Origin of the sequence: Saccharopolyspora taberi, from assembly GCF_039534165.1 — a bacterium.
Lineage (GTDB): Bacteria > Actinomycetota > Actinomycetes > Mycobacteriales > Pseudonocardiaceae > Saccharopolyspora_D > Saccharopolyspora_D taberi.
In genome coordinates this window covers 227,069-248,555 of the sequence record NZ_BAAAUX010000001.1, presented here as the reverse complement: position 1 = coordinate 248,555, position 21,487 = coordinate 227,069, and the positions used below count along the sequence as shown (strand labels likewise).

Genomic DNA, 21,487 nt, shown 5'->3' with positions numbered 1-21,487 from the left:
AGTACCCATGCGCGTGTTCACCAGCCCAGAGGAAGTCCTCGCGGCCAAGGGCGAGAAGCTCGGCACCAGCGACTGGCTGACCATCACCCAGGAGCAGGTGGGCCTGTTCGCCGACGCCACGCTCGACCACCAGTGGATCCACCTCGACACCGAGCGGGCGGCGCAGGGACCGTTCGGCGGCACGATCGCCCACGGCTACCTCACGCTGAGCCTGCTTTCGGCGCTGAACGCCCAGATCTACCGGTTCGAGGGCGTGAAGATGGGGATCAACTACGGGCTGAACAAGGTTCGCTTCCCGGCGCCGGTGCCCGTCGGTTCGAGGATCCGCTGCCACAGCGAGCTGGCGGACGTGACCGAGACGGCGAACGGGTTGCAGCTGACCATCAACGCCACCATCGAGATCGAGGGCGGCGAGAAGCCCGCCTGCGTCGCCGAGAGCTTGTCCCGGCTGGTCTTCTGACGCGGCGGCCTGTCGGCGCCGGTCGCGGTGTTCGGTGATCGCACCGGACACCCGATCGGCGCCTTCGTCGTCTCCGGGTGGCACGCTCACCGCTCAAGTTCGGGGAGTGAGCCGGCGCCTCACCCTCCGATGTGGACTCCCCCGCTGCGGCGGATTCCCGTGTCCCGCATCGGCAATCCGCCGTCGAAGAGCCCCGCTACGCCCCGGCGTCGAAAGCGACCCGGCCGACGGTCCTGCCGTCGCCGACGCGCTGCACGGCGTCGGCGACGCCGTCGAGCGCGACGCGCTCGCTGATCAGCGGCCGGACCGCGCCCTGCTCCGCGAGGCGCGACAGCTCCGCGTGCGCGTGCCGGACAGCCTCCGGGTCGCGCTCGTTGTAGAGACCCCAGTGCAGGCCGAGGATCGAGTAGTTCTTCACCAGCGCGTGGTTGAGCCCCGGGGACTGGATGGTGCCTCCGGCGAAGCCGATGACCAGGATGCGCCCCTCGAACGCGATGCACTTGGTCGAGCGCTGGTAGGTCTCGCCGCCGACCGGGTCGTAGACGACGTCCGCGCCGCGTCCACCGGTCGTTTCCTTGACCACGGCCACGAAATCCTCGCTGCGGCGGTCGACCACGACGTCGGCGCCGAGCTCGCGGGCGACCTCGGCCTTCTCCGGGCCGCCGACCACGCCGATCACCGTCGCGCCCGCGGCCTTGCCGAGCTGGATCGCCGCGCTGCCGACGCCTCCTGCCGCGGCGTGCACGAGCAGCGTCTCCCCCGCACGCAGGCCCGCCCTGCGGTGCAGCCCGAACCAGCCCGTCTGGTACCCGATGTAGAGCGCGGACGCCTCGGCGTCGGACAGCGCCTCGGGCGCGGGCAGCACCCGGGCGGCGTCCATCAGCGCGTACTCGGCGAACGCGCCGCTGGGCATCACCGCACCGCCGATCACGCGCTCGCCCGCCGCGACTCCGGTGACCTCCGGCCCGAGCTCGACGACCTCGCCGCACAGCTCGACGCCCGGGGTGAACGGCAGCGGCGGCCTGACCTGGTACTCGCCCCGGCACATCAGCACGTCCGGGAAGTTCACCGGGCTCGCCGCGACCCGCACCAGCACCTGGCCGGGCCCGGGCCGCGGCTCCTCCAGCTCGACGAGCCCGAGCACGTCCTTCGGCTCCCCGGTTTCGCCGACCTGCCACGCCTTGACCACGACATCACCTCACAGATCCGAGACCGACTGGTCGGTATGCTAGTCGTGAACTCCGGCGCTGTACACCTCCGCCGCTCCCCTCCGGCCGCGGTCCCCGATAGGGTCACCCCGTTCGTGTCGCCGCGCCGGAAGCCCGCCTCATGCCCCTGATCGTCATCGGATCCCTGCTTCTGCTGCTCGTCCCCGTCGGCCTGACCTTCGTCTTCTCCGCGCGACGCGATCTGCGCGCGGTGCGCGGCGCGGCGACGCTGACCGGGCAGGAGCTGGAAACCCGGCGCCGCGCCGGCGCGTTCCGCGAGTACTGCGCCTTCGTCGGCAAGGCCGACGCGCGGGCCACCGGCATCGCGACCTCCCACTTCGGGCGCACGCCCTGCGCCTGGTACCGCTACCAGGTCGTCGAGCACTACCAGGTCAGGGAGATCAGCGCCAACGGCCGCCGCTGGGTTCCCCGGGAGCAGGTCGTCTTCCAGCACAGCGCCCCCGGCTCGGTCGTCCTGCGCGACTCCTACAGCGCGGTCCGGGTCGACCTGCACGAGGTCGACGCCGACCAGCCCACCGGGCTGGACCAGGTCTTCCACCTCCGGCCCGACGACCAGCGCGCCGCGGCGCCGAGCGCCTTCGGCATCCAGGTCCCCGCGCCGACGCACGGCGGCCGGACCACGGGCTACGAGTACCGGGAGTGGGTGGTCCGCCCCGACCAGCAGCTCTACGTCCTGGGCGAGGCGAGCAACGCCGACGGCTCGATCGCGATCGGCAAGCCCGCCGGCAACCAGCGCTTCCTGGTCTCGACCCAGACCGGCGGCCAGCTTGAACAGCAGGGACGCCGCAACCGCAACGGACACCTCGGCTGCGTCACGGTCGTCGGTGTCCTGGGAATCGTGCTGCTGGCCCTGGGCCTGTTCGTGATGTGACGAGCTAAGGCCGGAGCGAGGCCAGGAGCAGGTCGGCGAAGTTGCGGCCCACTTCCTCCCCGGTCAGCTCGCCGTCCTGGCGGAACCAGGTGCCCAGGTGGTGCACCGCGCCGAAGAAGAAGTCCACCACCAGGTCCGCTGACTTGTCCGAGCGGAACACCCCGGACCGCTGCCCCTCCTCGATCAGCTCCCGCACCCGCTCGTGGTACTTGCGGCGCTGCGCGCGCACCTCGGCCTGCTTGTCCGGGTGCAGCAGGTGCATCGAGCGGAAGAAGATCACCGTGTCGTCGAGGTTGGCCGCGGTGGTCGCCACGACGTCGGCGGCCACCGCGTGCAACCGCTGCTGCACCGGCTCGGAGCTGTCGGCCGCGGTCTGCATCCGCGCGGTCTGCGCGCGCAGCAGCCGGGCGTAGATCTCGTAGAGGAGGTCGTCCTTGGACCCGAAGTAGTGGTACATCGCGCCCTTGGTGACACCGGCCGCGTCGACGATCTGCTGGACCGAGGTCGTCTCGAAGCCCTGCTCGGCGAACAGCCGGGTGGCCACCGCGAGCAGCCGCTGCGGGACCGGTTCCCCGGCCGCCTCCGCGATGCGGACCTCCGTGCCGGCGCGCGCCATGTCTGCCTCCTTCTCCTCCCCCTCAAGGGTACTGACCGACCGACCAGTCCACGCGCGGACCAGCTCGGCGGCCCGGCCGAAGAACGGCCGCTCCGCGCGTTTCCGCAGCTCGGGGCCGGTCGGCCGGGCTCAGTCCCCGTCGAGGCGGCGCTGCAGCTTGCGCATCCCGCCGTGCCACTTGGCGGGATCGCTCGCCCGCAGCGCGTAGTACTCGGCGACCTCCGGGTGCGGCAGGATCAGGAACCGCTTGTCCGCAAAGGACTCCAGCACCAGGTCCGCGACCTGCTCCGGGTCGATCGCTCCCTCGGCCAGCAGCAGCTGCCCCGTTTCCCCGGTCTCGGCCAGCATGTTCGTGCGCACGCCCTGCGGGCACAGCGCCTGCACGGTGATTCCGCGGTCGGCGTAGGTGACCGCGAGCCACTCGGCGAAGGCGAGCGCGCCGTGCTTGCTCACCGCGTACGGCGCGGAACCCAGCATCGTCAGCAGGCCCGCCGCCGACACCGTCGCCAGGAAGTGGCCGCCGCCGTTGTCCAGCCAGTGCGGCAGCACCGCGCGGGCGGCGCGGACGTGGGCCATCACGTTGACCTCCCACGCCCGTGCCCAGTCCTCCTCCGATGCCTCCGGCCCGCCCGCGTGCGCGACCCCGGCGTTGGCGCAGAAGACGTCGATCCGTCCGTACTGCCCGATCGCGGCTCCGACCAGCCTGGACACCCCGGCCTCGGTGGCCGCGTCGCCCGGCACCGCCAGGCCGCCGAGCTCCCCGGCCACCCGGTGCACGGCGCTCGCGTCCAGATCGGCCAGCACCACCTTCGCGCCCTCGGCGGCGAACCGGCGGCTCAGCGCCTCGCCGATGCCGTGGCCCGCCCCGGTCACCACGACCACCTTCCCCGCGAGCATCACACGCCCCCGGTGAGGGTCACGCCGCCGTCGAGGACCAGCACCCGGCCGGTCACCCACGACGCCTCGTCGGAGAGCAGGAACGCCGCCGCACCGCTGATGTCGGACGGAACTCCCAGCCGCCGCAACGGGTACTGCGCCGCGACCGCTTCCTCGTTGTCCTCGTAGAGCGCGGTGGCGAACCGCGTCTTGACCACCGCCGGAGCGACGGCGTTGACCCGCACCTTCGGGCCCAGCTCCACCGCGAGCTCCTTGGTGAGGTAGGTCAGCATCGCCTTGGACGCGCCGTAGAAACCGATCCCGGGCGCGGGCTTCTCACCGGCCACAGAGGACACGTTGAGCACCGAACCGCCGTGCTCGCCCATCCACGCCGCGTGCACCCGCTGCGTCCAGGACAGCGCGCTGAGCACGTTGACCTCGAAGATCTTGCGGGCCACCCCGTGGTCCAGTTCGATCAGCGGGCCGTAGGCCGGGTTGATGCCGGCGTTGTTGACCAGCAGGTCCACCCGGCCGAAGGTCTCCAGCGTCCGCGCGACCGCGTCGGCCTGGTGCTCGGCGTCGTCGGCCTTGCCCGCGACACCGATCGCGCGGTCGCCGAGCTCCTGCACCGCCTCGGCCAGCGGCTCGGGCTTGCGCGCGGTGACGCACACGCTGGCGCCCTCCGACACCAGCCGCTGGGCGATCGCCAGCCCGATGCCCCTGCTGGCACCGGTCACGATCGCGACCCGGCCGTCGAAACGCTTGCTCATCCAGTCTTCCCTTCTCGCAACTCGCGCCGCAGGATCTTGCCCGTGGCCGTCTTCGGCAACTCGTCGAGGATCTCGACGATGCGCGGGTACTTGTAGGCGGCGAGCTGCCGCCTGCAGTGCTCCACCAGCTCCTCGGCGGTCGCCCGCTGCCCGGCGCGGAGGCTGACGTAGGCCTTGACCGTCTCACCGCGGTACTCGTCGGCGACACCGACGACGGCGACCTCGCGCACCGCCGGATGTCCGTAGAGGACGTCCTCCACCTCGCGGGGCCAGACCTTGAACCCGGAGGCGTTGATCATGTCCTTCTTCCGGTCCACGACGTAGAACCAGCCCCGCTCGTCCATGAACCCGACGTCACCGGTGTGCAGCCGCCCGTCCCGGATGCCCGCGCTGGTCTCCGCGGGCTTGTTCCAGTAGGCCGGGACGACCATCGGCCCCTCCACCACGATCTCGCCGACCTCCCCGACCGGCAGGTCCGCGCCGTCGTCGTCGACGATCCGCAGGACGGTGTTGAACGTCGGCAGCCCGACGCTGAGCGTCCCCGTCTCCTCGTGCACCGGCGCTTCCAGGTGGACCGGCACCGACGTGGCGGTCGCGGTGGTCTCGGTGAGCCCGTAGCCGTTGTGGATGTAGTGGCCGAACCGCTCCCGGAAGCGCTCCACCACCGCGGACGGCAGCGGGGCGCCGCCGGAGAAGACGTGGTCCAGCGACGCGAAATGGTCCCGGGTGACGTCGGGGTGGTTCATCAGCGCCATGTACGCGGTGGACGGGCCGATCAGGTAGTCCGGCCGGTGCTCGGCCAGCGCGTCGAGCACCACGCCGGGCTCGAAGCGGTAGGCCAGGTCCAGCCTGCCGCCCAGGGCGATGGCCGCGCCGAGCTGGCAGACCATGCCGGTCATGTGGAACAGCGGCGCCAGCGCGAAGAACCCGGGCGCGTCCCGGGTGGCGCGGGCGCGGAAACCCGCGCAGTTGAAGGTGATGTTGCCGTGGGTGTTGGTCGCGCCCTTGGGCACGCCGCTGGTGCCGGAGGTGTAGGCGAGCAGCGCGATGTCGTCGGCGCGCACCTCGACCTCCGGCGGCCGGCCGCCCTTCCGGGCCACCGCGAGCAGGTCGGCCGCGTCTCCGGCCGGCCTGCGGCGGATCCTGCCGAGGACCCGCTCGTCGCCGCGGGTCTGGAGGTCGAGCTCGCTGGTGGTGATCGCGATCCGGACGCCCGCGTCACGGGCGAGCTCGCCGAGCACCTCGTGCCAGCCGTGCTCGGAGGAGACCACCGCGGTGGGCCGGGCGTCGCCGAGGATGCCGGTCAGCTCGTGCGAGCGGTACATCGGGTTCAGCGGCACCACGATCGCCCCGGCCTTCCAGCCCGCGAGTGCGGCGATCACGAACTGCGGGACGTTCTGCAGGTAGATCGCGAGCCGGTCGCCGGGCGCGAGGCCGCCTTCGGCGAGGTGCGCGGCGAGGCCGTCGCTGAGCTCGTCGAGCTCGCGGTAGGTCAGGCGGCCGTCGAAGTACGTGGTGGCGGTCCGGTCCGGGTACCGGGCCCGGGTGGCGGCGAACATCGCGAGCATCGTGTCGTGCTCCGGGACCAGTTCGCGGGGCAGCTCGTCGCCGTAGCTGGCGAGCCAGGGCCGTTCGTCGTAAGCGCTGACCAACACGCACCTCCGTCCAAGACCGACCAGTCGGTACGCCCAGTCAACGGGGTTGGCCCGCTCGGCGTCAAGCCTTCCGGTCCGCCGTGCTCCGAGCGGAGCAACCCGGTTCCCGGGATCTTGACTCGGGCATTGGTCCAGTCCATTTTTGCGTGACGCAGGTCTCGACCCCCACGGAGGACCGCATGAGCACCCGGTACGCCCTGGCCGCCGCCGCGCTGGCCTCGACCCTGGCGATCAGCCCGGCGATCGCCACCGCCGCACCCCCAGCCCCCGAGTCCCCAGCGCCCGCGCCCTCAGCGCCCGCCCCCGCGGCCAAGCACCAGCTCACCGGCTACTGGCAGAACTTCGTCAACAACGCCAAGCCGCTGAAGGTGAGCGACATATCCCCCGCCTACGACATCGTCGCCCTGGCGTTCGCCAACGCCGACCCGGCCAAGCCCGGCGCGGTCACCTTCGGCGTGGACCCGAAGCTGTCCGAGGCCCTCGGCGGCTACACCGACGCCGACCTCAAGGCCGACATCGCAGCGCAGAAGGCCGCGGGCAGGACCTTCGTGCTCTCGGTAGGCGGCGAGCTGGGCAATGTGGACCTCGGCAGTGAAACAAACGTCGCAAATTTCGTCGATTCGGTGGGAAAAATACTTACGGAATTTGGCTTAGACGGGTTGGACATTGACCTGGAACACGGGTTGAACGTCCCCAACACAGCCTCCGCAATTCGGCAACTCCGCGACCGGGCCGGCGACGGATTCCGGCTGACGATGGCCCCGCAGACGCTCGACGTGCAGCCCGGCGGCCGTTACCTGGAGCTGATCGAGCAGGTCAAGGACCTGATCACGGTGGTGCACACGCAGTACTACAACTCCGGCTCGATGAACGGCTGCGACGGCGGCGTCCACAGCCAGGGGTCGGTCGACTTCATCACCGCGCAGGCGTGCACGCTGCTGAAAACCCTGCGCCCGGACCAGGTTTCGCTCGGCCTGCCCGCGTCACCGTCCGCAGCGGGCAGCGGCTACGTCGACCCACCCGTGATCACCGCGGCACTCGACTGCCTGACCTCGGCGACCAACTGCGGTCAGTACAAACCCGAGCGGGGCCACCCCGAGCTCAGCGGTGTGATGACGTGGTCGATCAACTGGGACGCCACCTCCGGGGACGCGTTCTCCAAGCCCGTTCGGGCCCACCTTGATTCACTCCCGTAACGACTGACGATCACTGCGGGGTGATCGACACCGAGAAGGTGGAATGTTCACCCCGCAGACCCGGGAACTGCTGTTACCCCGTGCATTGCGGCTGCTACTAATAGTGATTTTTCCCACCTGGCGCACGTTGGCGCACACCTTCTCGGCGAAAAGCGTTATCCTGGGGACATGACAGCCGCGTTGGAGACAGTGCTGGCCCGTGCCGGATTGAAGGTCACGGCCAGCCAATTCCTCTCCCTGGTCGAGGACGCAGCCAAGAAGCTGACTTCGCCCCCGGCCGACCCCGCGGCGCACTTCTCCGCCGCCGAACGCCTCGCCCTGACCGACGCCGGGCTGGACCTGGCGCCGCTGGCCGACACCGAACTCGACCCCCGCGCGCGCACCGTCGCCGAACAGGCCGTGCTGCGCGACACCGCGCTGTCGGTCAACCAGGCCGCCGAACGCATCGGGGTCGACAGCAGCCGCATCCGGCACCGCATCGGCGACCGCAGGCTCATCGGCTGGAAGGACCGCGGCGGCTGGCGGCTGCCCGCGTGGCAGTTCACCGACAACGACGTGCTGCCGGGGCTGGAGAGCGTCCTGGCCGCGATGCCGATCGACCAGCCCGCGCTGGTGCTGGCCAACTTCATGGCGACCCCGCAGGAGGACCTCGAACTCGGTGACCGGGCCGTGAGCCCCCGGGAGTGGCTGATGGCAGGCGGCAGTCCGCAGCAGGTCGCCGACCTGGCCGCGACCATCGGCATGCCCGCCTAGCCCCCGCCGCCGACCAGACGACCCCCAGGACCCCCATTGGCACGGCTCCCCCAGCCGCCTGCGCCGGCAGTGCTGCAGGCGATGCTCCGGCGCACCGAGGACGTCATCGCGGTGCCCGCGGGCACCCGGTTGGTCCGCGTGTTCACCTCCGGCGGCAACCACCCGCAGCAGTGGGACACCTTCCGCTACGCCGGACCGCTGCCGCACGCCCGGTTCGACCCGCACGTGGCCAACCCGCAGGGCGGACCCACGGTGACCCGCGAGCACGGCGTGCTGTACTTCTCGCTGTCGGTGCGCACCTGCATCGCCGAGGTGTTCCAGGCGACGTCCACTGTGGACCGCAGGACGCGGAGCCCGCACCTGGTGCTGTTCCGGCCGCGGCGCACCCTGCGGCTGCTGGACCTGTCCGGGCTGTGGCCGACCAGGGCGGGCGCCTCGCAGGCGATCAGCAGCGGCCCGAAGGAGCGCACCCAGGCGTGGGCGCGCAGCATCCGCGCCGCCTACCCGGAACTCGACGGCCTCTGGTACCGGTCCTCCATGGACGCGGGCAACCCGTCGATCTGCCTTTGGGACCCGCCGTCGGCGAGCGCGCTGCCGGAGTCACCGGACGTCCTGCTCCCGCTGAACCACCCCGGCCTGGACGTGCCGCTCGGCCGGGTGTGCAAGGAGCTCAGCTACACCCTCCTGGACTGAAACGTATCGCTGGATCTTGGGGGATCCACCCCGGACGTGAAGCGGCGCCGCGGGCCGGTTGGTCCGCGGCGCCGGTCCACACGGGTCAGGCGGGTTCGGACTCGGCTTCCTCCGCCGCGTCCTTCTTCGCCTTGGCGAGGCTGGCCCAGGTCGTGACGGCCAGCACCACGACGATGACGCCCAGCGACATCCAGTTGTTGATCTCCAGCCACTCCGGCACCAGGTGGTACTCGTGCAGCGCGTGCAGGATCAGCTTCAGGCCGATGAAGCCGAGGATGACCGCCAGTCCGACAGACAGGTAGACCAGCTTGTCCACCAGCCCGCCGAGCAGGAAGTACAGCTGCCGCAGGCCCATCAGGGCGAAGGCGTTGGCCGCGAAGACCAGGAACGGGTCCTGGGTGATGCCGAAGATCGCCGGGATGGAGTCGACCGCGAACAGCAGGTCGGCGCTGCCGATCGCGATGATGACCACGAACATCGGCGTCAGGTAGCGCTTGCCGTCGATCTTCTTGGTCATCTTGGCACCGTGGTAGTCCTCGGTGACCGGGTAGAGCTTGCGGACCCAGCGGACGACCGCGTTCTCCTTGTACTCCTCCTCCTCGTCCTTCTTGCGGACCATCCCGATCGCGGTCCAGAGCAGGAACGCGCCGAAGACGAAGAAGATCCACACGAACTTGGCGATCAGCGCCGCACCGACGGCGATGAACACGCCGCGCATCACCAGCGCGAGCAGGATTCCGATCAGCAGCACCTTGTGCTGGTGGATCGACGGCACCGCGAAGCTGGACATGATCACCATGAAGATGAACAGGTTGTCCACGCTCAGCGAGTACTCGGTGATGTAGCCGGTGAAGTACTCGATCGCGAAGTGCGCATCACCGAACAACCACACACCGATCCCGAACAGGATCGCGCAGCCGACGTAGAAGCAGACCCACTTGGCCGCTTCGGAGGTGGTCACCTCGTGCGGTTTGCGGTCGACGATGACCAGGTCGATCAGGAGCAGCACGGCAAGCCCGCCAAGGGTGGCGGCCCACACCCACCAGGGAACGTGCATCGTGTCGACCGCGGCGGGCTGTACGTTCTGGGCCAACACCATGTCGGCGCCCATGGATCACCTCCGGTTCAGGGCATGCGCCGGGGACCGGAGGTCTCTTCCACCGGCCAGCGGCCGGTCGGCGGCACCGGGCCCGCGCACAGGCAGGACCTGCTGACGAGTGCCGTGATGACGATGCCGTCGCGAAGGAATACTCCCCTCCACAACCTTGCCAAGATTGTCACTTATGTCCTGGCTCGGACACCAGCGGGGGTGACCATCGGCACCGAAAATCAACACGCGGCGACGTTACGAGTCCCGCATCGGGGTGGCAACGGCAGGGTGGGGCTTTCACACCCACGGCGGTGCGGCGGTGATTTCGCCACTTCGATCACGTCCCCGCAGCACATCGCCGACGCCCCGACGCGCCGTGGATTCCGGTGTTGATCGGACGCGCACCGGGCTGGTTATGATCTCGCGCGGTTCGCATGCGGGGATGCGGCGCGGCCTCACCCGGTCGGGCGAGAACTGCCTTGCCCGGTTGCTGTTTGGTCTCTGGTTCATAGCGTCTTCGACTCCCCCGCGTCTGGATGAAACTGGTGCCGCTCTCTTCACCTACTGTCGGTTCCGTGTCCCCGACCCCCCGTCGCCGAAACCGCTTCGTCCTGCTCGCCCTCGCCCTGGTCGCGAGCGTCGTCGCGGGCGCGTTCCTGTGGTCCGGCGACGAACGTCCGGAGGCCGCGCCCGCGCCGCCGCGGGAGGCGCTGCTGGACGTGATCGACGGGCCGGGACGCGGGGAACGGGTCCAGATCGACCTCACCCTCTACGCGCCCGCGGACACCCCGGCGCCGGCGGTGCTGCTCTCGCACGACTTCGGCGGGGACAAGAACACCGTCGCCGACCAGGCCAGGGAACTGGTCTCGCGCGGGTTCACCGTGCTGACCTACTCCTCGCGCGGCTTCGGCCGCAGCACCGGGCGGATCGCGCTGAACTCGCCGGAGTACGAGGTCGCCGACGCGCGCCAGCTGCTGGACTGGCTGGCCCGCCAGCCCGAGGTGCAGCGCGACCACGACGGTGATCCGCGCGTCGGGGTGACCGGGGCTTCCTACGGCGGCGCGCTGAGCCTGCTGCTGGCCGGATCCGATCCGCGGGTCGACGCCGTGGCACCGGTGATGACCTACAACGACCTCACGCAGGCCCTTCTCCCCAACACCGCTTCCTCCGGCCCGGTCACCGAGGACACCGCGGCCCGCGGCACCTACGGCGACGACGGCGTGTTCAAGCGGGCGTGGGCGGGTCTGCTGTTCTCCGCGGGCGCCGCCCCGGCGCCGACCGACGACCGGAACGGGCCGAGGCGCGCGGAGGACCAGCCCGCTCCGCCGTCTCCGATCACCTGCGGCAACTTCACCGCCGAGGTCTGCGCCGCCTACACCGAGGTCGCGCAGACCGGCCGCGCGGGCCCGCAGACGCTGGCGCTGCTGGATTCGGTGTCTCCCAAGCGCGTGACCGGTTCGATCGGCGCCCCGACGATGCTCGTGCAGGGCACCCGCGACACCCTGTTCGGCCTGGACCAGGCCGACGCCAACGCCCGGCAGATCGCCGCGGCGGGCACGAAGGTCAAGGTCGTCTGGTACGCCGGGGGCCACGACGGCGGTCCGCCCGGCCCGGAGCTGCGGTCGCGCATCGCCGACTGGTTCGCCTTCCACCTCGGCGTCACCGAGCCTGCCGAACCGGGCATGCCGCCGACTCCCCCGGTCGATCCGGGCACCGGCTTCGACTACGAGGTCGCGGGCAAACCGCGCCGCAACGGCGAGATCCCGGTGCGCACCTTCGCCGCGCCCGCCTACCCCGGCGTGGGCGCCGAGCGCAGTCCGCGGTTCTCGCTGCCGCTGCACGGCCAGCCGCAGCCGGTGGTCAACCCGCCGGGCGGTACACCCGCGTCGACCAGTTCGCTGCCCGGTGCCGGGGAGGTGCAGGACCTGGCTGGCGGTCTCGGCCGCTCGCTGGCGCGGGATCTGCCCGGTCAGGTCGCGGTGTTCCGCACCGAGCCGGTGACCGACCAGCTGGTGGTCACCGGGATTCCGCGGACCAGGCTCGCGGTGGCCGCGATGCCGGGGCAGCCCGCGACCGGGGACGCGGTGCTGTTCGCCAAGCTCTACGACGTCGGCCCGGACGACCGGCGGACGCTGCTGGGCAACGCCGTCTCGCCGATGCACCTGACCGATCTGCCGACCGACGGCACCCAGCGCGAGGTCGAGGTGGCGCTGCCGGGGATCGTGCACGCGCTGGCGGAGGGCCACCGGCTCGAACTCGCGGTGGCCTCCACCGACCAGGCCTACGCGACGCCGACCACGCCCGCGGTGCACCGCGTCGCGCTCGCGGGCGAGAAGGAGCTGTCGGTGCCGTCGGTGCGCGGCACGCCGATCACCAGCTCCGGCGTGCCGCTGACTCCGGTGCTGGGCATCGGAGCGATCCTGGTGCTCGCGGTGCTGGCGTGGCTGCTGTCCCTGTTGCGGCGCAGGCACATCGTCGACGCCGACCCCGCGCTCGTCGAGACGCCGTTGGTGATCAAGGGGCTGACCAAGTCCTACGCGGGCGAAGATCCGGCCGTCGACGACGTGTCGATGCGCGTCGAGAGCGGCCAGATCGTCGGCCTGCTCGGTGCCAACGGCGCGGGCAAGACGACCACGCTGCGGCTGCTGCTGGGGCTGCTGCGGCCGACCTCCGGCGAGATCCGGCTGTTCGGCAGGCGGGCGCGGCCGGGAGCGCCGGTGCTGTCGCGGGTCGGGTCGCTGGTGGAGGCGCCCGGGTTCCTGCCGCACCTGTCCGGCATCGACAACCTGCGGTACTACTGGGCGGCCACCGGCAGGCCGATGCTGCAGGCCCGGTTCGACGAGGTGCTGCAGATCGCCGGCCTCGGGCCGGACGCGCAGCGCAAGGTGCGCACCTACAGCCAGGGCATGAAGCAGCGGCTGGCGATAGCGCAGGCCATGCTCGGGCTGCCGGAGCTGCTGATCCTCGACGAGCCGACCAACGGCCTGGATCCGCCGCAGATCCACCGGATGCGCGAGGTGCTGCGCCGCTACGCCGCCACCGGGCGGTCCGTGCTGCTGTCCAGCCACCTGCTCTCGGAGGTGGAGCGGACCTGCACGCACGTGGTGCTGATGCAGCGGGGCAGGGTGATCAGCACCGGCACGGTCGAGGAGATCATCGGGGCCAACGGCGACGTGACCTTCGTGGTCGACTCGCCGGAGCTGGCGGTCTCGACGCTGCGCCGCATCGAGGGCCTGGGCCGGGTCAGCGCCGAAGGTGAGCTGGTGCACGCCGATCTCGCCGGGCACAGCGCGGCGGTCGCGGTCAACGCGCTGGTGGCCGCCGGGGTGCTGGTCAGCCGGGTCGGGCCGCGGCGGCGGCTGGAGGACGCCTTCCTGCAACTGGTCGGAGAGGACGCGCGCGCATGAGCGAGGCCGAGACCGAGACAGCCAAATCCGACGCAGCCGTCGTCAAGGCCGATCCGCGGCACGCCTGCCAGCCGGACGGCAGCGTCGACGGCTACCGCGCCAACCGCACGCTGCCGTTCCGGGTCGAGCTGGCGCGGCAGCTGCGGCGCAGGCGGACCCGGTTGACGCTGGGTTTCCTGGTGCTGCTGCCGCTGCTGGTGCTGCTCGCCTTCGAGCTGGGCAACGGCGGCAGGCCGCGGGCGCGGGGTCTGGCGGAGCTGGCGACCTCGGGCGGGGCGAACTTCACCTCGTTCACGCTGTACGTGTCGACGAACTTCCTGCTGGTGGTCATGGTCGCGCTGTTCTTCGGCGACACGGTGGCCAGCGAGGCGTCGTGGTCGAGCCTGAAGTACCTGGTGGCCGCGCCGGTTCCGCGCGGGAGGCTGCTGCGGCAGAAGGCCGCGACGGCGGCGCTGCTCTCCCTGCTCGGGCTGGTCCTGCTGCCCGCGGTCGCGTTGACGGCGGGGCTGATCTGGTACGGCGGGGCCGATCTGGTCAACGCCACCGGTGATGTGGTCCCGCTGCCAGGAGCGCTGCTGCGGCTCGCGGTCGCCTGCGTCTACCTGGCGGTGCACCTGACGTGGATCGCGGGACTCGCGCTGCTGATGGGGGTGAGCACGGACGCGCCGCTCGGCGCGGTCGGCGGCGCGGTGCTGGTGTCGATCCTGTCGCAGATCCTCGACCAGATCACCGCGCTCGGCGACCTGCGGGCGTACCTGCCGACGCACTACTCGCGGGCCTGGACGGACCTGTTGTCGGCGGACGTCGACTGGAGCGGGATGGCCTACGGCACGTTCTCCGGCCTGGCCTACGGCACCGCGTTCGTGCTGCTGGCCGCTTGGCGCTTCGGCCGCAAGGACATCACGAGCTGACGGTCCCCGGTGCCAGGATGCCCGCATGAGCCGAGTCGAACAGGAATGGCAGCGGATCGAGGACTGGCTGGCCGCCAACGCGCGCGCGAGCCACGCCGCGCTTCACCCACCGGCCACCGCGGCGGAGATCGCGGCCGCGGAGGAGGTCATCGGTTTCCCGTTCCCGGAGGATCTGGCCGCACTGCTGGGGATCCACAACGGAGCGCGGGCGGAGCTCTGGTCGGGTGCGATCCTGCCCGGTGGTGAGATGCCGCTGTCCGCGGACCGGATCGCCCACGACCACCGGAGGCGGACCCGCATCCAGCTGGCGAACGACTCCGACGGCTACGAGTGGTGGAGCCCGAGCTGGGTTCCGTTCACCGCCAACGGTTGCGGTGACGGGATGATCCTCGACCGGCACCGCGCGGTGGGCTGGTTCGGGCACGAGGGCGACACCAGGCTCGGCGACTGGCCGTCGCTGGCCGATTTCCTCGCGGCCACGGCGGATTCGCTGGAGAACGGGATGCCTTTCGCCCACTGGATGCCCGCGGTGAACGACGAGGGGTGCTTGGTGTGGGACATCTGAGGTTCTGTGGCGCGGGCGTTCCGGGGCGGGAGAACCACTAAGGAGTCCCGGCCCGCTTTGCCCGAACGGCATCCAGGTACTCGCCGATGGCGTCCCGGTTGCGGATGAGGCACTCGATCCGGTCGGACATCCGGTCGCGCTCGTGTTCCAAGGTCGCGAGCATCTCCGGGGTGGCGTCGGAGAAGTGGATGATCCGCGGCTTGTCCAGGCACGGCAGGATCTGCTTGATGATCCGGGTCGGCAGGCCCGCGTCGAGCAGCCCGCGCACCTGCATGACGCGGTCCACTGTGGCCTCGTCGTAGTCGCGGTAACCGTTCGGCGCCCGCGACGAGACGATCAGCCCCTGGGCCTCGTAGTACCGCAGCAGCCGCCGGGACGTGCCGGTGCGCTCGGACAGCTCCCCGATCCGCATGTGCTCATCCTTCACATCCGTGTGACGGTTCGAGCCTACGCCCCGGCGTACACTCGGGACTCCGGCACCGTTCCCCCGAGGTCAGGCGATGGAGATCTTCCACCTGCGGTACTTCGTGGCCGTCGCCGAGAACCTGAGCTTCTCGCGCGCGGCCCGCGGCCTGCACATGGCGACCTCGCCGCTGAGCCGCCGGGTGCGCGACCTGGAGGACGAGCTGGGCACCGCGCTGTTCGAACGCGACTCGCACAGCGTCCGGCTCACCGACGCGGGGTCCGCGCTGCTGCCCATCGCCAAGGACGTGCTCGGGCGGTTCGACGACATTCCCTGGCGGCTGCGGGAGAAGTCCTCCTCCCGGCAGCTGACCGTCTACATCGGAATCCCGCCGGGGCTGCACTCGCGGATGCGCGAGAAGCTCAAGGAGCTCGAACGCGCGGTGGCGCCCGACTACGAGATCAAGCGCTGGCCCGGCGGGACCGGCGAGCTGCTCAACGCCGTGCAGCGCGGCGAACTGGGGCTCGCGCTGGTCCGCCTCCCGGTGCACGCCGAGGGCGTCGACGTGCTGGAGGTGATGCGGGAACCGCTCGGCGCGGTGGTGCCCAGCGCCGAGTTCGCGGGCCGGGAGTCGGTGTCGCTGACCGAACTCCTCGACCACACCTACGTCCTCCCGGCGCCCGGAATGGTGCCCACCTATTTCGAACAGCTGAAGGTCCGGCTCGCCGCGGCCGGCATCCGCAAGACCATCACGCTCAATTCCGGGGATTACGCGGCGACCACCGAAATCATTTCGAACGGCTCCGCTTTCTCCATTTCCATGCTCGATCCGGGCAGCAGCATGCAGCGCTACCGGACCGAGGCGACCACCGTGCTGCCCTTCGCCGACTTCGACCCGGCCCTGGCCACCGGCCTGATCTGGCGTCGCGACCGCGCCGGGTCCGACCTGGCCGCGCTGGTCGAGCGCGCGCGGGAGATCCTGCCCGAACCGGCGTGACCGCTGCGGTCACGCCGTTGTTCGCGCATTGGTGGCGCAGATCGATTGCCAGGGTCCTGATTCGGCTCGTAGCGTAGTTAGCGAAGCAAACAAAGCGCCGCCCAACCGCGACGACGCTGTTTTCCACCGATTCAGGAGTGGTGATGACCGCGCCCACGAATTCCGTGCCGAGCGCCACCGAGAACGGCCCGCTGGCCGGTGTTCGCGTCATCGACCTGGCCACCGTCGTGATGGGCCCTTACGCCGCCCAGATCCTCGGCGACCTCGGTGCCGACGTGATCAAGATCGAGTCCCCCAAGGACACCGTGCGCTTCGGCACGACGTACCGCACACCCGGCATGACGCCGTTGAACCTCAACGTCAACCGCAACAAGCGCAGCGTGGCGCTCAACCTCAAGGACGACGCCGACCGCGAGCGGGCCCTCAAACTCATCGGCGGCGCCGACGTCCTCATCACGAACATGCGCATCGGCGCACTGCAACGGCTCGGCATGGACTACGAGAGCCTGGCCGAGCAGAACCCGCGCCTGGTCTACGCGCACGCCCAGGGCTTCCGCCCCGACTCCGACCGCGCCGACCTCGCCGCCTACGACGAGACCGTGCAGGCCGCGTCCGGGCTGATCGACCTCGCCCAGCGGGCCGGTGACATCGGCACGCCCGCCGTGCTGCCCAGCATCTTCGCCGACAAGGTGGCCGCGCTGACGATCGCCTACTCGGCGATGGCCGCGCTGGTGCACCAGCGGGCGACCGGGCGCGGCCAGCTGGTCGAGGTCCCGATGGCCGACACGCTGCTGGCGTTCAACCTGGTCGAACACCTCCAGGGCCGGACCTTCGAGCCGCCGCTGGGGCCGACCGGGTTCCCGCAGTCGCTGATGAAGGGCCACCGGGCCAAGCCGACCAAGGACGGCCTGGCCATGATCATCCCCTACACCCCGCAGAACTGCCGCGACCTCTTCCACGCCGCGGGCCGCCCCGACCTCGCCGAGGACCCGCGGGTCAACGGCGAGTTCCTGGACGCCCGCAGGCACGGCGAGGAGATCACGAAGCTGGTCGAGTCGGTCACGCCGGAGCTGACCACCGCCGAGTGGATCGAGGTGTGCACCAAGCACAGCATCCCGGTCGGCCCGGTGCTGCGGCTGGAGGACGCCGCCGAGGACGACTACGTCCGCGACGGGCACCTGCTCGACGTCGCCGAGCACCCGAGCGAGGGCGCCTACCGCGTGATCGGCATCCCGACCGGGTTCTCGGCCACGCCGCCCTCGGTGCGCAGGCACGCCCCGCTGCCCGGCCAGCACACCGCGGAAATCCTCGCCGAGCTCGACAAGGACCAGTCATGACAGCACTTCCCGACACGGCGGTGCGCACCGAGACGGCCGGGCGCACCCTCGTGATCACGATCAACCGCCCCAAGGCCCGCAACGCCGTCAACGCCGAGGTCGCCGAGGGCATCGCCGCCGCGATCGACGAGCTGGAGGCCGATCCCGCGCTGCGGGCCGGCGTGATCACCGGCGCGGACGGCACCTTCAGCGCGGGCATGGACCTCAAGGCCGCCGCGGGCGGCGAGGTCGTCAACGTCGCCGACAAGGGCTTCGCAGGCCTGGCCGAGGCCGCCACCACCAAGCCGCTGATCGCGGCGGTCGAGGGCTTCGCGCTCGGCGGCGGTTTCGAGCTGGCTCTGGCCTGCGACCTGGTGATCGCCTCCGACACCGCCCGGTTCGGCCTGCCGGAGGTCAAGCGCGGGCTGATCGCCGGCGGCGGTGGCGCGCTGCGGCTGCCGAAGCGGATCCCGCACCACCTGGCGATGGAGCTGCTGCTGACCGGCCGCACCATCACCGGCGAGCGCGCCTGCGCGCTGGGCGTGGTCAACCAGCTGGTCGCCGAGGGCGGCGCGCGGGAGGCCGCGCTGACGCTGGCCGACGAGATCGCCGAGAACGCGCCGCTGGCGCTGGCGGCGGTGAAGAACATCGTGCGGGACACCGCGGGGATGTCCGAGCGCGAGGGATTCACCAAGCAGTACAAGGAGATCGAGGCGCTGCTGCGGTCCGAGGACTTCGCCGAGGGCGTGCGCGCCTTCAGCGAGAAGCGCGCTCCGGAATGGGCGGGTCGCTGATGGAACGGGAGCAGATCCTGCGCAGTGTGAACACCCCGCTGACCAGTCCCGCGTATCCGCCGGTGGTGGCCAGGTTCACCGACCGGGAGTACCTCAACATCGTCTACCGCACCGATCCCGAGGTGCTGCGGGCGGTCGTGCCCGAGCCGCTGGAGATCGACGAACCGCTGGTGCGGTTCGAGATCATGAAGATGAACGAGGTCACCGCGTACGGCCCGTACGTCGAGGCGGGGCAGGCGATCCCGGTCCGGTTCGGTTCCGAGCGGGGCGAGTACCTGCACGCGATGTACCTGGACAGCTTCCCCGCGACCGCGGCCGGGCGGGAGCTCAGCGCTTTCCCGAAGGTGCTGGGCAAACCCTCGCTCCGCACCGACAACGGCGCGCTGGTCGGCACGCTCGACTACGGCACGCTGCGGGTCGCCACCGCGACCATGGGCTACAAGCACCACCCGATGGACCTCGAAGAGGCCAGGGCCGAGATCACGGTGCCGACGTTCATGCTCAAGATCGTGCCCGGCTACCGGGGCGCGCCCAGGGTGTGCGAGCTGGTCCGCAGCCAGATCACCGACATCACCGTGAAGGAGGCCCACACCGGCCCCGCGCGGTTGCAGCTGTTCGAGCACGTGCTTGCGCCGCTGGCCGACCTGCCGGTGCGCGAGGTGGTCTCCGCCAGCCACATCCTCACCGACCTCACCCTGGGCGGCGCGGTTCCGGTCCACGACTACTTGGAGGAGTCATGAGTCCTCAGTGGAGCAACGTTGCCGTGGTCGGCGCCGGGACCATCGGCTTGTCGTGGGCTGCGCTGTTTTCCGCACAGGGGTTGAAGGTTCGGGTCACCGATCCCCGCGACGACCTTGAGCAGGCGGTGCGCGACGCGATGCCGCTGCTCGCGGAGAGCATGCAGGCCGACGCCGACGATCTGCTCAGCCGCATCCAGGTCACTCCCGATCTCGCCGAAGCAGTGTCCGATGTGGACCTCGTGCAGGAGAACGGTCCGGAACGGCTGGAGTTCAAGCAACAGCTGTTCGCCGAGATCGCCCGGCACGCGCCCGCTCGGGCAGTGCTGGCCTCGTCCAGCTCGGGCATCGTCGCCAGCGCGATCGCCGGGCCGCTGCCCGATGATGTCGCGGAGCGGCTGCTCATCGCGCACCCGTTCAACCCGCCGCAGGTCGTGCCGCTGGTCGAGATCGTTCCCGGCGAGCGCACCTCGGAGCAGGTGACCGAAGCGGCGATGGAGTTCTACGCGGCGCTGGGCAAGACGCCGGTGCGGCTGCGCAAGGAGATTCCCGGCTTCGTCGCGAACCGCCTGCAGAGCGCCGTGCTGCGGGAGTCGATCCACCTGGTGCTCGAAGGCGTGGTCAGCGCCGAGGAGCTGGACGCGGTCATGAAGACCTCGCTGGGCGGCCGGTACGCCGCGATCGGGCCGTTCGAGAGCTTCCACCTCGGCGGTGGTCCCGGCGGGATCCGCCACATGATGGAGCACCTCGGCCGGGGGATGGCGAAGCGCTGGGACGAACTCGGCCGCCCGCGGCTCACCCCGGAGGCCATCGCGACCGTGGTCGAGCAGACCGAGGCCGCCTACGGCGCCGGTCCCGACGCCCACAACGCACGCTCCCGGGCCCGCGACCGCAAGCAGGTCGCCATCAACCGGATTTCCCACGACCAGAGGTGATTGCCGCTATGCCACGAACCAACACCAACCCCGACTTCTTCGGTTTCGGCCAGTTGCTGCCGGAGTCCGAGCGGGCCGAGCTCGCCGAGATCCGCGAGTACCTGGAGCGCGAGATCAGGCCGCTGGCCGACGACGCGTGGGCCAGGGCAGAGTTCCCGGCCGAGGCGGTCGAGCGGTTCGCCAAGCTCGGCCTGTCCGGCGTGCAGTACCCCGAGTACGGCGACGGCAGGCAGCGCAGCGCGCTGTTCAGCGGGTTCCTCAGCATGGAGCTCAACCGGGTCGACCCGTCGCTGGCGGTGTTCTCGGGTGTCCACAGCGGACTCGCGATGGGCAGCATCCACGGCGGCGGCGACCAGGAGCAGCGCGACCGCTGGATGCCCGACATGGTCGCGATGAACAAGATCGGCGCGTTCGCCCTCACCGAGCCGGAAGGCGGCTCGGACGTCGCGGGCGGCATGCGCACCACCGCGCGCCGCGAGGGCGGCGAGTGGGTTCTCAACGGTGCCAAGCGCTGGATCGGCAACGGCACCTTCGCCGACCTGGTCGTGGTGTGGGCGCGCGACGAAGCCGACGGCAACGTCAAGGGTTTCGTGGTGGAGAAGGGCACGCCCGGCTTCACCGCGACCAAGATCGAGGGCAAGATCGCGCTGCGCACCGTGCAGAACGCCGACATCGTGCTGGACGGCGTGCGGGTCCCGGAGGCCAACCGGCTGCAGAACATCAACACCTTCCGCGACACCGCGCGAGTGCTGGCCAAGACCCGCGGCGGGGTGGCGTGGCAGGCGCTTGGGGTGGCGGTGCGCGCCTACGAGCTGGCCCGCGAGTACGCGGTGAACCGGGTGCAGTTCGGCAAGCCCATCGGCGGTTTCCAGATGATCCAGGACCTGCTGGTGAAGATGCTCGGCAACGTCACCGCGATGTTCGGTGTCGTGGTGCGGCTGGCGCAGCTGACCGAGCAGGGCGAGGCCGGAGCCGACCAGGCGGCGCTGGCCAAGGCGTTCACCACGACACGGATGCGCGAGGTCGTCGCCTGGGCGCGGGAACTGTTCGGCGGCAACGGGATCGTGCTCGACTACGGGATCGCGAAGTTCTTCTCCGACGCCGAGGCGGTGTACTCCTTCGAGGGCTCGCGCGAGATGAACACGCTCATCGTCGGCAAGTCGATCACCGGCCTGAGCGCTTTCGCGTGATCTTCAGCGGGGCCGGACCGCTT

21 protein-coding genes are annotated in these 21,487 nt (G+C 70.7%); 14 read left to right on the top strand and 7 right to left on the bottom strand.

What is annotated here, in order from left to right; all coding sequences use genetic code 11:
- Positions 1-7: 7 nt before the first annotated feature.
- Complete coding sequence (locus ABD691_RS01520) at positions 8-460, top strand: MaoC family dehydratase (RefSeq protein ID WP_344677483.1); 453 nt, start codon at positions 8-10, stop codon at positions 458-460.
- A gap of 196 nt (positions 461-656) precedes the next feature.
- Here ABD691_RS01520 and ABD691_RS01515 read toward each other — a convergent pair whose 3' ends face one another.
- A complete protein-coding gene (locus tag ABD691_RS01515; protein WP_344677482.1) occupies positions 657-1,649 on the bottom strand; it encodes an NADPH:quinone oxidoreductase family protein in 993 nt (330 codons plus the stop codon).
- A gap of 140 nt (positions 1,650-1,789) precedes the next feature.
- Here ABD691_RS01515 and ABD691_RS01510 point away from each other — a divergent pair, with 140 nt between their 5' ends.
- Entirely contained in the window at positions 1,790-2,560 is a 771-nt protein-coding gene (locus tag ABD691_RS01510; RefSeq protein ID WP_344677481.1) for a GIDE domain-containing protein, read from the top strand.
- A 4-nt stretch (positions 2,561-2,564) separates the two neighbouring features.
- On the opposite strand, the gene ABD691_RS01505 is transcribed toward ABD691_RS01510, so the two are convergent.
- From ABD691_RS01505 to ABD691_RS01490, 4 genes are all read right to left on the bottom strand, one after another.
- Positions 2,565-3,176 (bottom strand): TetR/AcrR family transcriptional regulator, encoded by a 612-nt coding sequence (locus tag ABD691_RS01505; protein WP_344677480.1) that lies wholly within the window; start codon positions 3,174-3,176, stop codon positions 2,565-2,567.
- 129 nt (positions 3,177-3,305) lie between these two features.
- Positions 3,306-4,073, bottom strand: coding sequence for an SDR family oxidoreductase (locus tag ABD691_RS01500; RefSeq protein ID WP_344677479.1), 768 nt, complete (start codon positions 4,071-4,073; stop codon positions 3,306-3,308).
- A complete protein-coding gene (locus ABD691_RS01495) occupies positions 4,073-4,822 on the bottom strand; it encodes an SDR family oxidoreductase (RefSeq protein WP_344677478.1) in 750 nt (249 codons plus the stop codon). The genes ABD691_RS01500 and ABD691_RS01495 overlap by 1 nt, the downstream gene beginning before the upstream one ends.
- The gene (locus tag ABD691_RS01490; protein WP_344677521.1) at positions 4,819-6,474 is read right to left on the bottom strand and encodes an AMP-binding protein; all 1,656 of its coding nucleotides are present in this window, start codon (positions 6,472-6,474) and stop codon (positions 4,819-4,821) included. The genes ABD691_RS01495 and ABD691_RS01490 overlap by 4 nt, the downstream gene beginning before the upstream one ends.
- Positions 6,475-6,656: 182 nt before the next feature.
- Here ABD691_RS01490 and ABD691_RS01485 point away from each other — a divergent pair, with 182 nt between their 5' ends.
- From ABD691_RS01485 to ABD691_RS01475, 3 genes are all read left to right on the top strand, one after another.
- Complete coding sequence (locus ABD691_RS01485) at positions 6,657-7,673, top strand: chitinase (RefSeq protein ID WP_344677476.1); 1,017 nt, start codon at positions 6,657-6,659, stop codon at positions 7,671-7,673.
- Positions 7,674-7,841: 168 nt separating this feature from the next.
- A complete protein-coding gene (locus ABD691_RS01480) occupies positions 7,842-8,426 on the top strand; it encodes a DNA-binding protein (protein ID WP_344677475.1) in 585 nt (194 codons plus the stop codon).
- Positions 8,427-8,462: 36 nt separating this feature from the next.
- Entirely contained in the window at positions 8,463-9,119 is a 657-nt protein-coding gene (locus tag ABD691_RS01475) for an RES family NAD+ phosphorylase (protein ID WP_344677474.1), read from the top strand.
- Positions 9,120-9,204: 85 nt separating this feature from the next.
- On the opposite strand, the gene ABD691_RS01470 is transcribed toward ABD691_RS01475, so the two are convergent.
- Positions 9,205-10,176, bottom strand: coding sequence for a TerC family protein (locus ABD691_RS01470; protein ID WP_344677520.1), 972 nt, complete (start codon positions 10,174-10,176; stop codon positions 9,205-9,207).
- A gap of 608 nt (positions 10,177-10,784) precedes the next feature.
- Between ABD691_RS01470 and ABD691_RS01465 the strand changes: the two genes are divergently transcribed.
- The 3 genes from ABD691_RS01465 to ABD691_RS01455 are packed head-to-tail and all read left to right on the top strand — an operon-like array spanning position 10,785 to position 15,092.
- Positions 10,785-13,616, top strand: a complete 2,832-nt coding sequence (locus ABD691_RS01465; protein WP_344677473.1) for an alpha/beta fold hydrolase — start codon at positions 10,785-10,787, stop codon at positions 13,614-13,616.
- Positions 13,613-14,527: an ABC transporter permease gene (locus tag ABD691_RS01460; RefSeq protein WP_344677472.1), complete on the top strand. Its 915-nt coding sequence runs from the start codon at positions 13,613-13,615 to the stop codon at positions 14,525-14,527. The genes ABD691_RS01465 and ABD691_RS01460 overlap by 4 nt, the downstream gene beginning before the upstream one ends.
- A 25-nt stretch (positions 14,528-14,552) precedes the next feature.
- Positions 14,553-15,092: an SMI1/KNR4 family protein gene (locus ABD691_RS01455; RefSeq protein ID WP_344677471.1), complete on the top strand. Its 540-nt coding sequence runs from the start codon at positions 14,553-14,555 to the stop codon at positions 15,090-15,092.
- Positions 15,093-15,129: 37 nt separating this feature from the next.
- Here ABD691_RS01455 and ABD691_RS01450 read toward each other — a convergent pair whose 3' ends face one another.
- Positions 15,130-15,504: a MerR family transcriptional regulator gene (locus tag ABD691_RS01450; protein WP_344677470.1), complete on the bottom strand. Its 375-nt coding sequence runs from the start codon at positions 15,502-15,504 to the stop codon at positions 15,130-15,132.
- Positions 15,505-15,592: 88 nt separating this feature from the next.
- On the opposite strand from ABD691_RS01450, the gene ABD691_RS01445 reads away from it, so the two are divergent.
- The 6 genes from ABD691_RS01445 to ABD691_RS01420 all read left to right on the top strand — a co-directional run bounded on the left by ABD691_RS01445 (position 15,593) and on the right by ABD691_RS01420 (position 21,464).
- Entirely contained in the window at positions 15,593-16,492 is a 900-nt protein-coding gene (locus tag ABD691_RS01445; protein ID WP_344677469.1) for a LysR family transcriptional regulator, read from the top strand.
- Positions 16,493-16,635: 143 nt separating this feature from the next.
- Positions 16,636-17,829 (top strand): CaiB/BaiF CoA transferase family protein, encoded by a 1,194-nt coding sequence (locus ABD691_RS01440; RefSeq protein WP_344677468.1) that lies wholly within the window; start codon positions 16,636-16,638, stop codon positions 17,827-17,829.
- Positions 17,826-18,602, top strand: a complete 777-nt coding sequence (locus ABD691_RS01435) for a crotonase/enoyl-CoA hydratase family protein (protein WP_344677467.1) — start codon at positions 17,826-17,828, stop codon at positions 18,600-18,602. The genes ABD691_RS01440 and ABD691_RS01435 overlap by 4 nt, the downstream gene beginning before the upstream one ends.
- Positions 18,587-19,342, top strand: coding sequence for an acetoacetate decarboxylase (locus tag ABD691_RS01430; protein WP_425564935.1), 756 nt, complete (start codon positions 18,587-18,589; stop codon positions 19,340-19,342). The genes ABD691_RS01435 and ABD691_RS01430 overlap by 16 nt, the downstream gene beginning before the upstream one ends.
- Positions 19,339-20,274: a 3-hydroxyacyl-CoA dehydrogenase family protein gene (locus tag ABD691_RS01425; protein WP_344677466.1), complete on the top strand. Its 936-nt coding sequence runs from the start codon at positions 19,339-19,341 to the stop codon at positions 20,272-20,274. The genes ABD691_RS01430 and ABD691_RS01425 overlap by 4 nt, the downstream gene beginning before the upstream one ends.
- An 8-nt stretch (positions 20,275-20,282) precedes the next feature.
- Positions 20,283-21,464, top strand: a complete 1,182-nt coding sequence (locus ABD691_RS01420; protein WP_344677465.1) for an acyl-CoA dehydrogenase family protein — start codon at positions 20,283-20,285, stop codon at positions 21,462-21,464.
- Positions 21,465-21,487 lie beyond the last annotated feature (23 nt).

Coding starts and splice junctions, on each gene's coding strand:
- ABD691_RS01460 (WP_344677472.1), top strand. CDS start 13,613: ATGAGCGAGGCCGAGACCGAGACAGCCAAATCCGACGCAGCCGTCGTC.
- ABD691_RS01420 (WP_344677465.1), top strand. CDS start 20,283: ATGCCACGAACCAACACCAACCCCGACTTCTTCGGTTTCGGCCAGTTG.
- ABD691_RS01520 (WP_344677483.1), top strand. CDS start 8: ATGCGCGTGTTCACCAGCCCAGAGGAAGTCCTCGCGGCCAAGGGCGAG.
- ABD691_RS01480 (WP_344677475.1), top strand. CDS start 7,842: ATGACAGCCGCGTTGGAGACAGTGCTGGCCCGTGCCGGATTGAAGGTC.
- ABD691_RS01435 (WP_344677467.1), top strand. CDS start 17,826: ATGACAGCACTTCCCGACACGGCGGTGCGCACCGAGACGGCCGGGCGC.
- ABD691_RS01445 (WP_344677469.1), top strand. CDS start 15,593: ATGGAGATCTTCCACCTGCGGTACTTCGTGGCCGTCGCCGAGAACCTG.
- ABD691_RS01470 (WP_344677520.1), bottom strand. CDS start 10,176: ATGCACGTTCCCTGGTGGGTGTGGGCCGCCACCCTTGGCGGGCTTGCC.
- ABD691_RS01505 (WP_344677480.1), bottom strand. CDS start 3,176: ATGGCGCGCGCCGGCACGGAGGTCCGCATCGCGGAGGCGGCCGGGGAA.
- ABD691_RS01450 (WP_344677470.1), bottom strand. CDS start 15,504: ATGCGGATCGGGGAGCTGTCCGAGCGCACCGGCACGTCCCGGCGGCTG.
- ABD691_RS01485 (WP_344677476.1), top strand. CDS start 6,657: ATGAGCACCCGGTACGCCCTGGCCGCCGCCGCGCTGGCCTCGACCCTG.
- ABD691_RS01495 (WP_344677478.1), bottom strand. CDS start 4,822: ATGAGCAAGCGTTTCGACGGCCGGGTCGCGATCGTGACCGGTGCCAGC.
- ABD691_RS01510 (WP_344677481.1), top strand. CDS start 1,790: ATGCCCCTGATCGTCATCGGATCCCTGCTTCTGCTGCTCGTCCCCGTC.
- ABD691_RS01455 (WP_344677471.1), top strand. CDS start 14,553: ATGAGCCGAGTCGAACAGGAATGGCAGCGGATCGAGGACTGGCTGGCC.
- ABD691_RS01500 (WP_344677479.1), bottom strand. CDS start 4,073: ATGCTCGCGGGGAAGGTGGTCGTGGTGACCGGGGCGGGCCACGGCATC.
- ABD691_RS01430 (WP_425564935.1), top strand. CDS start 18,587: ATGGGCGGGTCGCTGATGGAACGGGAGCAGATCCTGCGCAGTGTGAAC.
- ABD691_RS01440 (WP_344677468.1), top strand. CDS start 16,636: ATGACCGCGCCCACGAATTCCGTGCCGAGCGCCACCGAGAACGGCCCG.
- ABD691_RS01425 (WP_344677466.1), top strand. CDS start 19,339: ATGAGTCCTCAGTGGAGCAACGTTGCCGTGGTCGGCGCCGGGACCATC.